Below are 12,290 nucleotides of genomic sequence, written 5' to 3'. Positions count from 1 at the left end.
GGATTCACCTCCCGGAATGCGGTTCAATTGCTCTCGAATAGTGAGAGTTGTGCCACAAGTTCCGCCCATCAGCACCGCTTCAGCATCCCGAGAGGAACCGATCGTGAGCATGCTCCTCGCCGTGCATGACGCTTACACCTCGGTTGTCGCGCAGATCGGCAACCCCACCCCGGAGACGCCGCCGGTGGCGGACAAGCTGATGAAGCTGGTCCGCTACTTCACCTGGTTCACCATGCTGTCCGGCGTCACCGCCATCACCTACGGCGGCGGCCGGTTCGCCTGGGAGAAGTGGAGTGGCGGCGGGCTCGAGTCACCGAAGATGGTGGCCGGGGCCATGATCGGCGGCGCGACCGCCACCAGCGCCGGCACGATCATGAACGCTGTCATCGGCAGCTAGCAGGACGACTCTCGGAGCTCGGGTCCTCCGCCCCGAACGCCCACGAGACGCCCCCCGACGGGTGCGCCGGAAAACCGGCGCACCCGTTCGCGTTTCGACACCTAGCCCTGGGCCAGCATCTTGTTCATCTGATCGATCTCCTGCTGCTGGGCGTTGACGATGGCCTGCGCCATGGCCTTCGCATCGGCGTTGGCGCCTTGCGTCAGTTCGGTGTTCGCCATGGTGATCGCGCCCTTGTGGTGCTCGATCATCATCTGCATCCACAGCTTGTCGAACCCGGGGCCGGACAGGCTCTCCAGCTTCGCCATCTGATCCTTGGTCATCATGCCGTCCATACCCGCGTGGCCGCCCATATCGGCGGACGGGGCGGGCTTGCCGAAACTCTGCAGCAGCGTGGTGATCTGCTGCATCTCCGGGGTCTGCGCCGCCTCCACGGCCTTGGCCAGGGTGAGCAGCTCCTGGTTCTGCGAGCGGGTCGGAACCAGCTTCGCCATCTCCACGGCCTGCGCGTGATGCGGGTACATCATCTGCAGGAAGGTCACGTCGGCGTCGTTGAAGTCGCTGCGGGTGGCCGCCTGTGTCGAGGTGCCTGTCTTGCCGTGATCCATGCCGGGCATGGTCCCGTGATCCATGGCCGCGGTCGTGGTGGTGGCCTTCGAGCCCTCGCTGTCATTACTGCTACAGCCCGCCGCGACGAGCGCGGTGGCGGCGGTGACGGCGATCAGGGCGAACTTGAGACGGGTGCTGAACATGGTTGAACTCCTTGGGGTTTGGTGAGTGATCCGGATCCGGGCATGCCGAAGCCCGCGTCCGCGCGAGGTAACGCGGCGCGGCGGGCCCATCAGATCCGCAGAATCGCCAGGTCGGCCAGGGAGAGAACCGTCCACGGAGGTGGACGGGCGGGGAATCCGCGCGGATGGCGCGGGGTCGAGACGAGTGTGTCGCGGCGGCCGGGTCCGACCCAGGCCAGCAGAGCCAGCCCGAGGCCGAGCAGTAAGGCCGTCAGGACGAACAAGCAGCCGTGCATACCGGCGTGGCCATTGCCGCAGTCACCACCGCAGCCCGGCACGGACATGAACTGATCCATTGCCGTCGACACCACGATCGGTGCGGCCTCAGGCAACATGTCGGGCAGGGGTATCGGAGCATCGTGCGAATCGGCCATCGCGCTCATGGCGGGACCGGAATCGTGGCTCATGCCGTCGTGGTTCATGCCGAACACGAGGGCGTGCATGGCCACCAATCCGGCCAGCAGTGCGAGCAGCCCGAAGGCCCGGATGAACCGGGTGCCGGGGGACCGTTGCTCGACCACCCGGACATTCTACGCACGTGGGTCATACCCCCTCTCGGTATCTCCGCCGGGACGCGCCGGACTCGCCGCCGCGAGGATCGGCGGGGCGGCCGGTAGCCTGGCGGCCGTGTCACAGCGCGAACTGGTCATTCTCGGAACGGCCAGCCAAGTACCGACCAAACAGCGCAACCACAACGGCTATCTGCTGCGCTGGGACCGCGAGGGCCTGCTGTTCGACCCGGGAGAGGGCACCCAGCGGCAGATGAGCTTCGCGGGCGTGGCCGCCAGCGGGATCACCCGCATCTGCGTCACCCACTTCCATGGAGACCACTGCTTCGGCCTGCCCGGCGTGCTGGGCCGGATCAGTCTCGACGGCGCACTGCAGCCGGTGGACGTCTACTTCCCGGCTTCGGGCGAGGTGTTCTACGAGCGGCTGGTGGCCTCCGCCGAGCACGACCGGCTGGGCGAACTGCGTCCGCACCCGATCACCGAGGCCGGTGGACTACCGGCGCAGGGAGCCGGTTTCACGCTGCGGGCGGCGCCGCTGTCGCATTCGGTGGAGGCGTTCGGGTACCGGCTGGACGAGCCGGACAGTCTGCGCTTCATTCCCGAAAGGCTGCGCGAGCTCGGGCTGGCGGGGCCGGTGGTCGGGGAATTGCAGCGGCGTGGCGCGGTCGAGATCGGCGGGCGCACGGTCACTCTCGACGAGGTGAGCGAGGTGCGCCCGGGGCAGAGCTTCGCCTTCATCATGGACACCCGTCTCTGCGACGGCGTCCACGAGCTGGCCCAGGGCGTCGACATGCTGGTCATCGAGGCGACCTTCGTCGACGCTGACGAGCAGCTCGCCGTCGAGTACGGCCACCTCACCGCGGGCCAGGCGGCGCGGGTCGCGGCCAGGGCGGGCGTGCGCACCCTCGTGCTGACCCACTACTCCCAGCGTTATCGCACCCTGGATCAGCATTTGGCCGACGCCCGGGCGCATTTCGACGGCGAGATCGTGATGGCCGAGGACCTCATGCGGATTCCGGTGCCGCCCCGCCGCTGAAGGGTGCGAAGTTTCGTCGCGGCCCCGCCGCGGGGCCGGGCGCGGGCATGATGGTCGGCATGGACGCGCACAAGGAGCTCATCGCACTCGCCGACCGGTACTGGGACGCCATGCTGGAATCCGCGCCCAGTGAGGCGACCCTGTTGGGGGACAGGCGATTCGATGATCGGATCGAGGATCTGTCGGCGGGCGCGGAGGAGCGGTTGCTCGGCACTTGGCGGGGGCTGCTGGCCGAGGTGGACGCGCTGGACGCGGCGGGGTTGAGCGCGGAGGACCGCACCACGCGGAGTCTGCTGCGGACCGAATTGGCTTCGGCGGTCTCGTATCTGGAGTGGCGGCCGGTGGAGATGGCCTCGGACCAGATGACCGGGGTGCACTCGGCCATGTTGACCATGGCGCCGCAGGTGAACGCGCCCGCGCCGGAGAACGCGCGCAATCTGGTGCTGCGGTACCGGCAGTTCGGGACCCTGATGGCGCAGGCCGTGGAGCGGTTCCGGGCGGGGCTCGCCGCAGGGCGCACGCCCGCGCACATCACCATCGAGCGGTCGATCAATCAGCTCGACGGGTACCTGTCCGCCGATCTGGCCGACGATCCCTTCGTCACCCTCGCGGGTCCGGCCGACTGGGATGGTGAAAACGCTTGGCGCGCCGAGCTGACCGAGGTCGCGCGCGACGTCATCCGTCCCGCGTTTGCCGCCTATCGGGAGGCGCTCGACACCGAGCTCCGGCCGGTCGCCCGCCCCGACGAGCGGCCCGGCCTGTGCTGGCTCGGCGACGACGGCGCGGACATCTACCGCCGCCTGCTGCAACGGCACACCACCCTGCCCGACCTCGGCGCGGACGAGATCCACCAGCTGGGCCTGGACGAATTGGCCGGGCTGCGGGCCGAATACGAGGAGATCGGCGGGCGCGAGTTCGGTCTCACCGACCAGACCGCCATCTTCGCCCGGCTGCGCGAGGACACGGCGCTGCGCTACACCGACGCCGCGGACATCATGTCCGACGCCCGTGCCTGCCTGGCCGCTGCCGAGGCCGAGATGCCCCGCTGGTTCGGCCGGCTGCCGCGCCAATCCTGCGACATCCTGCCCGTTCCCGACTTCCTCGCCGCCGACGCGCCCGCGGCCTACTACTTCCCCCCGGCCGCCGACGGCTCCCGCCCCGGCGCGTACTACGTCAACCTGCGCGAACCCGGCACCCGCAACCGCTACGAGACCGCGGCCGTCGCCTACCACGAGGCCATTCCGGGCCACCACCTCCAGCTCACCATCGCCAACGAGCTCGACCACCTCCCGCCCTTCCAGCGAATGTCGTTCTCCAACACCGCCTTCGTCGAGGGCTGGGCGCTCTACACCGAACGCCTCGCCGACGAAATGGGCCTCTACCCCGACGACCTCGCCCGCATCGGCATGCTGGCCGCCGACTCCTGGCGCTCCTGCCGCCTGGTGGTGGACACCGGCCTGCACGCCAAGGGCTGGACCCGCCAGCAGGCCATCGACTTCATGGTCGCCAACGCCCCCGTCGGCGTCGAGGAGATCCGCGTCGAGATCGACCGCTACATCGCCATGCCCGGCCAGGCGGTCGCCTACAAGGTCGGCCAGCTCGAGATCCGCCGCCAGCGCGCACAGGTCGCCGAGCGCCTGGGAACCGCCTTCGACATCAAGGCCTTCCACGACAAGGTCCTCGGCGCCGGCTCGGTCAGCCTCCCGGTGCTCCGCGATCTGGCGGCTGCGTTGTAGAGGAGCCGGGCGAGAGCCTGGAGACCCCGGAAACAGGGGCATGTGAGCGCTTGTGTTTCAGATCAGGATTCGCGGTGGGAACGGAGGTCGTCGAAGAGAGAGGTTTCCACTGTGGGTTCTCCCAGTGCGCAGCACGGCCGCCGGATCGGCTGGGGCACGGCGGGATTCGCCGCCGCGATGGCCGTGGTCACGGTGGGCGCGCCCACCGCGTCGGCCGAGATCCTGGCGTTTCACATTGTCAGTTCCGAAACCTATTACACCGGAACCGCATACGGCGTCGGCGCAAGCCTGAACTACGGCGATGCGGACAAATGGGTGAGTTTCTATGACAACGGCCAGTGCATTACGGGCGTGGAATCGGCACACGTCGGCGACAGCGAGTTGCGGCCCTGGGCCAGCATCAAATGGGTCCCGGCGACGGCCGGACATCACGTTCTCTCCGTCGAGTACGCGGGGCAGAAGATGACGGTCGCTGTCGACGTTCAGTCGGCCCCCGCGGGCAGTACACCCGCCACACCGCCCGCGACATCCCCGTGCGGATTGGCCGGGCAGCTCGGCACGGGCAGTGCCGGATTGTCGGGCAGCGCCGGACTGTTCTGACTCCGCATGCCCGGGCCGCTCCGCGCGCCGCGTCGACGGCCGTGGGAATAGCGGCCCGGGCGATGTGTTCGACTCGTTGGTGAGTCGGGTTGTGGAGAAGGGGTTGCCGGTGACGGCTACGGATGTGAAGTCGTCGATCGGATTGCGGTCGGAGCGGGGGCCGATCCTGGCGGCGTTGATGTTGTCGACGTCGCTGGTGGCGCTGGACTCCACGGTGATCGCGACCGCGGTGCTCACCATCACCGACCAGCTCGGCGGATTCGCGCAGTTCCCTTGGCTGTTCAGCATCTATCTGCTGGCGCAGGCGGTGACCGTGCCGATCTACGGGAAGCTCGCCGACATGGTGGGGCGGAAACCGGTGATGCTGTTCGGGATCGGGGTGTTCGCGCTCGGGTCGCTGCTGTGCGGGCTCGCCACCAGCATGCTCGGACTCATCGTGTTCCGGGCGGTGCAGGGCATCGGGGCGGGCGCGGTCAGCCCGATCGCGATGACCATCGCCGGCGACGTCTACACCGTGCAGGAGCGAGCCAAGGTGCAGGCGTACCTGGCCAGCGTGTGGGCGACCTCCTCGGTGGTGGGTCCACTGCTGGGCGGGGTGTTCTCCGAATACGTCAGCTGGCGGTGGATCTTCCTGGTCAACCTGCCGCTGGCCGCGTTGGCCGGTTGGATGATCCAGCGCAAGTTCACCGAAAGCGCTCCGCGGCAGAGCCATCGGATCGACTATCTCGGAGCCGGGCTGCTGACCGTCGGCGCGGGCGCGCTGATCCTGGCGCTGCTCGAGGGCGGGCAGGCCTGGGCCTGGGGTTCGGCCGCCAGCCTGGCGCTGTTCGGCGGTGGCGCGGCAACGCTGGCGGCGTTCGCGCTGGTGGAGCGGCAGGCCGCGAATCCGATTCTGCCGCTGTGGATTTTCACCCGTCGCGTGGTGGTGGCCAGCAGCCTGGTCTCGTTGCTGGTCGGCGCGATCCTGTTGGGGCTCACCTCGTATGTGCCGACCTTCGCCCAGGGCGTACTGGGCAGCGGCGCGATGATCGCCGGGCTCACCGTGGGCGCGCTCACGCTCGGCTGGCCGCTGGCGGCGTCCCAGGCCGGGAAGGTGTACCTGCGCATAGGTTTCCGATCGACCGCCATGATCGGCACCGTCCTCGCCACCGTGGGCGCGGCATCACTGCTGCTGGTGGGGGCCGGCTCGAGCCTGGCGCAGGTGGCCATCGGCTGCTTCATCGTCGGGATGGGCATGGGCCTGGTCGCCACCCCGACCCTGATCGCGGCGCAGTCGCAGAGCGAATGGTCCGAGCGCGGCGTGGTGACCGCCACCAATATGTTCGCCCGGTCGCTGGGCAGCGCGGTCGGGGTGGCCGTGTTCGGCGCGGTCGTCAACGCGCGCCTGGGCGACGCCGACCATCCGGCCGCGGCGGATCTCGCGCCCGCGGTGCATCTGGTCTTCGTGGGCGTGGCCCTGATGGCGGCGGTCATGATCGCGGCGGCCGCGTTCATGCCCCGGGGCGACGGGAGCGCGGCGGAAATCCATTCGGCGTGAACGGGAATTGCGCGCGGGTCATCTTATTCCGGAAAAAGGGCCACCGGCGGTGCCGAATGGAATAGTCCGGCAATGATCTAGCACACTGTAGGTGTGGTTGAGGTCGAGGACGTATTGCGCCGGTTGCGGCGGTATCCGGATGTCGAAGCGGTGAACCTGTACGCGGTCGATGCCGCTGACCGGCTCATGCTCGATGTCGCCGCCGATTCGCTGGCCACCGTGGGAGATCAGCGGGTGGCGGTGATCGACGACGGCTACGGCGCGTTGACGCTCGGCGCGATCGCCGCGCACGACCTGCGCGGCGTGCGCGTGCATCAGGATTTGCTGACCGGAGAATTGGCGCTCGCCAACAATGCCCGAATTGTCGGACTATCCGATCGCTATTCCACCGAGGAATTGGGCCCGGACCTCCTCGCCGATGTGCGCGTGGTGTTGTGGCGGCTGCCGCGGGCCCTGTCCGGCCTGGCCGAGACCGCCGACGCCATCGCGCGTTTCGCGCTGCCCGAGGTGGAGGTCTTCGCCGGCGGCCGCGACAAGTACCTGACCCCGGCCATGAACGAGGTGCTGGCCGAATCCTTCGGCTCGGTCCGCGCCAGCCGCGGCCGTCAGAAGTCCCGCATCCTGCTCGCGGCCGATCCCAAACCCGTTGGCGAACCCCGTTTTCCGGTGCGCAACCGCCTCGACGAACAGGACCTGGAGGTGGTCGCGCACGGTGCGGCCTTCTCCGGCCCGCGCCTGGACATCGGCACCCGCTTCCTGCTCGACCACCTGCGCCGGATGAAGCCCGATGCCCGCGACGCCATCGACCTCGGTTGCGGCACCGGCATTCTCGCGGTCGCCCTGGCCAAGGCCCGCCCCGGCATTCGGGTTACAGCGACCGACCAGTCCGCCGCCGCCATCGCCTCCACCCGCGCCACCGTTGCCGCCAACGATGTCGCCGACCGGGTCACCGTGCTGCGCGACGACGCCATGTCCAGCGCCCCGGACAACAGCGCCGACCTGGTGCTGTGCAATCCGCCCTTCCACATCGGCGCGGCCGTGCACACCGGTTCGGCGATCAAGATGTTCCAGCAGACCGGCCGCGTCCTGCGCCCCGGCGGCGAACTCTGGACCGTCTACAACACGCACCTGAACTACCGCAGCGTCATGGAGCGCATGGTCGGCAGAACCGATGTGATGGGCCGCAATCGCAAATTCACCGTGACCCGGTCGGTGTGTGGTCTGCGCGACGCCGAACAATAGGGTTCATGGGACGAATCGATCTTCGAATCTTCACCGAACCCCAGCAGGGCGCGTCCTACGACACCCTGCGCACGGTCGCCAAGGCCGCCGAGGACCTCGGCTACGACGCCTTCTTCCGCTCCGACCACTATCTGAAGATGGGCGACGCGGACGGCCTGCCCGGCCCCACCGACGCCTGGATCACCCTGGCCGGGCTGGCCCGCGAGACCAGCCGCATCCGGCTGGGCACCCTGGTCACCTCGGCGACCTTCCGGCACCCGGGCGTGCTGGCCATCGAGGTGGCCCAGGTCGACGCCATGTCCGGCGGCCGCGTCGAATTCGGTTTCGGCGCGGGCTGGTTCGAGGCCGAACACGCCGCCTACGGCATCCCGTTCCCGGCCGAGAAGTTCCCGCGCTTCGAGGAGCAGCTGGCCATCGTCACCGGCCTGTGGTCGACGCCGGTGGGGGAGACCTTCTCCTTCGCGGGCGAGCACTACACGCTCACCGACTCCCCGGCGCTGCCCAAGCCCGCGCAGGACCGGGTCCCGGTCATCATCGGCGGCATGGGCGCCAAGCGGACCCCGCGCCTGGCCGCGCGGTACGCGACCGAGTTCAATGTGCCGTTCCAGTCCGCCGAGGCCAGCGCCGACCAGTTCGATCGGGTCCGCATGGCGGCCAAGGACATCGGCCGCGATCCCGCGGACATCACCTTCTCCAACGCCCTGGTCGCGTGTGTCGGCGCGAGTGATGCCGAGGTGGCGCGGCGTGCGGCCGCCATCGGGCGCGAGGTGGGCGAGCTGCGCGCCAACGGCCTGGCGGGCAGCCCGGACGAGGTGGTCGACAAGCTCGGCCGCTACGCGGACATCGCCGGGACGCGCCGGGTCTACCTGCAGGTGCTGGACCTGTCGGATCTGGACCACCTGGAGCTGATCGCCACTCGTGTGATGGGTCAACTGAACTGATCCTTCGGTAAAGCTGAGGTAAAGTCCGTTTGGTCTGATCTGGTGGGGTTCGGGAACTCCGGGCCCCCACCACGCGTTGGACGAGTAGCTTCACTGGCCACGACCGACGTGAGCCGCGACTCCAGAAAGGGACGCACGGAAATGCGCTCCACATCCAACCCGGTCTTCCGGAACTTGCAGCCGCAGCAGGGCGGCTATGCCGGCTTCGGCTCGGCGCCTGGAGCCGGACAGTTCCCCAGCAACCCCTACGGCCAGCAGCCGCCGCAGTACCCGGGCGGGTACCAGCAGCCCTACCAGCCGGCCGTGCCCACCACCCGTCCGATGACCATCGACGATGTCGTCCAGAAGACCGGCATCACCCTCGGCGTGGTCACCCTGACGGCGATTCTGTCCTACGCGCTCACCTCGGCCAACCACGGCCTCGCCATGCTGTTCCTGCTGGTCGGCGGTCTCGGCGGCTTCGCGCTCGCCATGATCATGACCTTCGGCCGCAAGCAGGACAACCCGGCGCTGGTGCTCAGCTACGCGGCGCTGGAAGGCCTGCTGCTGGGCTCGTTCTCGTTCCTGTTCACCAATGTGGAGATCGGCGGCGTCGGCGGCTCGGGCCTGATCGCGCAGGCGGTGCTCGGCACCTTCGGCGTGTTCTTCGGCATGCTCGTGGTCTACAAGACCGGCGCGATCCGCGTCACCCCGCGCTTCACCCGCATGATCGTCGGCGCCATGATCGGCATCCTGGTGCTCATGCTCGGCAACCTGGTCGCCGGTTTCTTCACCTCGGGCGGCTTCGGCCTGCGTGACGGCGGCCCGCTGGCCATCGTCTTCAGCCTCGTGGTCATCGGTGTCGCGGCCTTCAGCTTCCTGCTGGACTTCGACGCCGCCGACCAGCTCATCCGGGCCCAGGCTCCGGAGAAGGCGGCCTGGGGCGTGGCGTTCGGCCTGACCGTCACCCTGGTCTGGCTGTACCTCGAGATCCTGCGCCTGCTGAGCTACTTCCAGGACCGCTAGTCCGGAAGGGCTGACGGACAGCTGAATACGCGAGTGGGCGGGCATCGGGAATCCGGTGCCCGCCCACTGCTGTGTAGCCAAGCCTGAGAACAGCTTCATGCTGTGTAGCCAAGCCTGAGAACAGCTTCATGCTGTGTAGCCAAGCCTGAGAACAGCTTCACTCGTTGGTCACCACCTCCTTCAGCACGTCGGTGGCGACGTGATCGGTGCCGCAGTGGTCGGCGAGGATCGCGACGCTGGAGCAGTTCCGCACGCGCAGCGGCAGGATCGCCTGATAGGCGTCCGACTCGTACCAGTCGAGAACGGCCTGGTGGTCGGGGAATTCGATGACGATGGCGATCGCGTCGGCCGGGCCCTCGATGACCCGCTGGGTGCCGCCGTGGACGATGAACCTGCCGCCGAACGGTTCCAGCGTGGAGTCGATGCGCTCCAGGTATTCCACGATCTCCGCGTTGAGGTCCACGTCCCACAGATTGGCGATGGCGTAACCGGGCATTTCGAGCTCCTCGATCGGATTGCTGTGCTGCCCTTGATGTTTCCGCCTATGCGGAACGAAGTCGATTACCTGCCGGGTAATACCGCCGGTCCCGGCCCGGGAAAACGAAAACGGGCCGCCCGACCGTGAGGTCGAGCGGCCCGCGTCAGTGCGGAGTGATCAGCTCAGGCGCTCGATGATCATCGCCATACCCTGGCCGCCACCGACGCACATGGTCTCCAGACCGAACTGCTTGTCGTGGGTCTGCAGGTTGTTGATGAGGGTCGCGGTGATGCGCGCGCCGGTCATACCGAACGGGTGGCCGAGGGCGATGGCGCCACCGGACACGTTCAGCTTGTCCTCGTCCATGTTCAGCTCGCGAGCCGAACCCAGGACCTGAACGGCGAAGGCCTCGTTGATCTCGTACAGGTCGAGGTCGTTGATGGTCATGTTCGCGTTCTTCAGGGTGTTGCGCACGGCCTCGATCGGGCCCAGGCCCATGACCTCGGGCGACAGGCCGGAGACGCCGGTGGCCACGACGCGGGCCAGCGGGGTCAGGCCCAGGGCCTTGGCCTTGGTGTCGGACATGATGACCAGCGCCGCCGCACCGTCGTTCAGCGGACAGGCGTTACCGGCGGTGATGGTGCCGTTCTCGCGGAAGACCGGCTTCAGCTGCGAGATCTTCTCGTAGGAGGTGCCGGCGCGCGGGCCGTCGTCGGTGGTGACGACGGTGCCGTCGGGCAGGGTCACCGGGGTGATCTCACGCTCGAAGAAGCCGGCCTTGATGGCCTCCTCGGCGCGGTTCTGCGAACGCACGCCCCAGTGGTCCTGGTCCTCGCGGGAGATGCCGGTGAAGGTGGCGACGTTCTCGGCGGTCTCACCCATGGCGATGTAGACGTCCGGGAGCAGGCCCTCGGCGCGCGGGTCGGTCCAGGTGGCGTTGGAGGCCTTGGTCGCCTGGGTGCGGGCCTCGGCGTCGGCGAAGCGCGGGTTGTGGCTGTCCGGCCAGCCGTCCGCGGTGCCCTTCGGGAAGTTGGAGACGGTCTCGACACCGGCCGAGATGAACACGTCGCCCTCGCCCGCCTTGATGGCGTGGAACGCCATGCGGGTGGTCATCAGCGAGGAGGAGCAGTAGCGGTTGACGGTGACGCCCGGCAGGGAGTCGTAGCCGAGCTGCACGGCGACCGAACGCGCGATGTTGAAACCGGCGTAACCGGCGGGCTGGCCGCAGCCCAGCAGCAGGTCGTTCACATCGTTGACGTCCAGGCCCGGCACCTTGTCCAGGGCGGCCTGCACCATCTGCGCGGCCAGGTCGTCCGGTCGCATGCTCACCAGAGAACCCTTGCCGGCGCGGCCGATCGGCGAGCGGGCGTACGAAACGATGACGGCCTCAGCCATGAGGACTCCTTTTTTGCTGGGGTGATCCTCTTCGAATTTACGACGGGTGTGTTGAGCGTCCTACATCCGGTATGCCCGTATCCCATCCACTGGTCTGTGGGATATCGCTCACTCGGTCAGGCGGGCACGTCGAAAGCGCTGTGGGACGGGATGTTCGCCATGTCGGTGTAGACGGTGACGACGATGTGGCCGGGTCCGGTGTCCTGGAACAACGCGTAGTGCTCGCTGCCGTAGAAGCCGGCGAGGACGGGAACTCGATATTCGCCGGCGGCGCCGGTGTTCATGTTGCGCCAGGCGACGGTGGCGGTGGTCTCACACGTCGGAGCGAAGGAGAACTCGCCCGGATCGAACCCGGCGACCGGCAGCGCCTGCACGTTCAAGATCGCCCGGCCCGGCCACTGCGAGCTGGTGTCGGCCCAGGATCGGATATTGCCGCCGCACAGCATCGCATCGTGGTACATGCTCGGGACCTGCGGAAACTCGATGGTTCCGGCGGTGGCGGGAGCGGCGGAGATGATCATGGTCGGGCTGCCGAGAACGGTCAGCAGGGAGGCGGCGGCCAAGCTCGTCGGCATCCTCATGGGGCGATGGTAATTTCCGGCAAGCGTGATATCGCCGACGTG

The 12,290-nt window shown here is 68.2% G+C and carries 13 protein-coding genes; 8 read left to right on the top strand and 5 right to left on the bottom strand.

Annotated features, from left to right (window positions below; genetic code table 11):
* Positions 1-109: 109 nt before the first annotated feature.
* The gene (locus tag ABZ382_RS22485) at positions 110-397 is read left to right on the top strand and encodes a hypothetical protein (RefSeq protein WP_357092367.1); all 288 of its coding nucleotides are present in this window, start codon (positions 110-112) and stop codon (positions 395-397) included.
* Positions 398-498: 101 nt separating this feature from the next.
* Here the strand turns inward: ABZ382_RS22485 and ABZ382_RS22480 are convergent, their stop codons facing one another.
* Positions 499-1,149 carry a DUF305 domain-containing protein gene (locus ABZ382_RS22480; protein WP_357091828.1) on the bottom strand — a complete coding sequence of 217 codons (651 nt, stop codon included), beginning with the start codon at positions 1,147-1,149 and terminating at the stop codon, positions 499-501.
* Positions 1,150-1,238: 89 nt separating this feature from the next.
* A complete protein-coding gene (locus tag ABZ382_RS22475; RefSeq protein ID WP_357091825.1) occupies positions 1,239-1,709 on the bottom strand; it encodes a DUF6153 family protein in 471 nt (156 codons plus the stop codon).
* A gap of 106 nt (positions 1,710-1,815) precedes the next feature.
* On the opposite strand from ABZ382_RS22475, the gene ABZ382_RS22470 reads away from it, so the two are divergent.
* The 7 genes from ABZ382_RS22470 (at position 1,816) to ABZ382_RS22440 (ending at position 9,794) form a co-directional block, all read left to right on the top strand.
* Positions 1,816-2,733 carry a ribonuclease Z gene (locus tag ABZ382_RS22470; protein WP_357091822.1) on the top strand — a complete coding sequence of 306 codons (918 nt, stop codon included), beginning with the start codon at positions 1,816-1,818 and terminating at the stop codon, positions 2,731-2,733.
* A 59-nt stretch (positions 2,734-2,792) separates the two neighbouring features.
* On the top strand, positions 2,793-4,469 hold the full coding sequence (locus tag ABZ382_RS22465) for a DUF885 domain-containing protein (protein WP_357091819.1): 1,677 nt from the start codon (positions 2,793-2,795) through the stop codon (positions 4,467-4,469).
* 111 nt (positions 4,470-4,580) lie between these two features.
* Entirely contained in the window at positions 4,581-5,069 is a 489-nt protein-coding gene (locus ABZ382_RS22460) for a hypothetical protein (RefSeq protein ID WP_357091817.1), read from the top strand.
* Between the two features lie 109 nt (positions 5,070-5,178).
* Positions 5,179-6,606: an MDR family MFS transporter gene (locus tag ABZ382_RS22455; protein WP_357091815.1), complete on the top strand. Its 1,428-nt coding sequence runs from the start codon at positions 5,179-5,181 to the stop codon at positions 6,604-6,606.
* A 93-nt stretch (positions 6,607-6,699) separates the two neighbouring features.
* Positions 6,700-7,848 (top strand): methyltransferase, encoded by a 1,149-nt coding sequence (locus tag ABZ382_RS22450; protein WP_357091812.1) that lies wholly within the window; start codon positions 6,700-6,702, stop codon positions 7,846-7,848.
* A gap of 14 nt (positions 7,849-7,862) precedes the next feature.
* Entirely contained in the window at positions 7,863-8,789 is a 927-nt protein-coding gene (locus ABZ382_RS22445; protein ID WP_357092364.1) for an LLM class F420-dependent oxidoreductase, read from the top strand.
* 141 nt (positions 8,790-8,930) lie between these two features.
* A complete protein-coding gene (locus tag ABZ382_RS22440) occupies positions 8,931-9,794 on the top strand; it encodes a Bax inhibitor-1/YccA family protein (RefSeq protein WP_357091810.1) in 864 nt (287 codons plus the stop codon).
* A 157-nt stretch (positions 9,795-9,951) separates the two neighbouring features.
* On the opposite strand, the gene ABZ382_RS22435 is transcribed toward ABZ382_RS22440, so the two are convergent.
* The 3 genes from ABZ382_RS22435 to ABZ382_RS22425 form a co-directional block, all read right to left on the bottom strand.
* Positions 9,952-10,290, bottom strand: a complete 339-nt coding sequence (locus tag ABZ382_RS22435) for a DUF1330 domain-containing protein (RefSeq protein WP_357091807.1) — start codon at positions 10,288-10,290, stop codon at positions 9,952-9,954.
* Positions 10,291-10,449: 159 nt separating this feature from the next.
* A complete protein-coding gene (locus ABZ382_RS22430) occupies positions 10,450-11,667 on the bottom strand; it encodes an acetyl-CoA C-acetyltransferase (RefSeq protein WP_357091804.1) in 1,218 nt (405 codons plus the stop codon).
* 116 nt (positions 11,668-11,783) lie between these two features.
* A complete protein-coding gene (locus ABZ382_RS22425) occupies positions 11,784-12,248 on the bottom strand; it encodes a hypothetical protein (RefSeq protein ID WP_357091802.1) in 465 nt (154 codons plus the stop codon).
* Positions 12,249-12,290 lie beyond the last annotated feature (42 nt).

It is taken from the genome of Nocardia sp. NPDC005825 (assembly GCF_040630175.1).
GTDB lineage: Bacteria > Actinomycetota > Actinomycetes > Mycobacteriales > Mycobacteriaceae > Nocardia.
The sequence above is the reverse complement of the archived record's forward strand: the minus strand, read 5'-3'. Positions and strand labels throughout refer to the sequence as shown.

Coding starts and splice junctions, on each gene's coding strand:
- ABZ382_RS22485 (WP_357092367.1), top strand. CDS start 110: ATGCTCCTCGCCGTGCATGACGCTTACACCTCGGTTGTCGCGCAGATC.
- ABZ382_RS22480 (WP_357091828.1), bottom strand. CDS start 1,149: ATGTTCAGCACCCGTCTCAAGTTCGCCCTGATCGCCGTCACCGCCGCC.
- ABZ382_RS22465 (WP_357091819.1), top strand. CDS start 2,793: ATGGACGCGCACAAGGAGCTCATCGCACTCGCCGACCGGTACTGGGAC.
- ABZ382_RS22440 (WP_357091810.1), top strand. CDS start 8,931: ATGCGCTCCACATCCAACCCGGTCTTCCGGAACTTGCAGCCGCAGCAG.
- ABZ382_RS22435 (WP_357091807.1), bottom strand. CDS start 10,290: ATGCCCGGTTACGCCATCGCCAATCTGTGGGACGTGGACCTCAACGCG.
- ABZ382_RS22430 (WP_357091804.1), bottom strand. CDS start 11,667: ATGGCTGAGGCCGTCATCGTTTCGTACGCCCGCTCGCCGATCGGCCGC.
- ABZ382_RS22425 (WP_357091802.1), bottom strand. CDS start 12,248: ATGAGGATGCCGACGAGCTTGGCCGCCGCCTCCCTGCTGACCGTTCTC.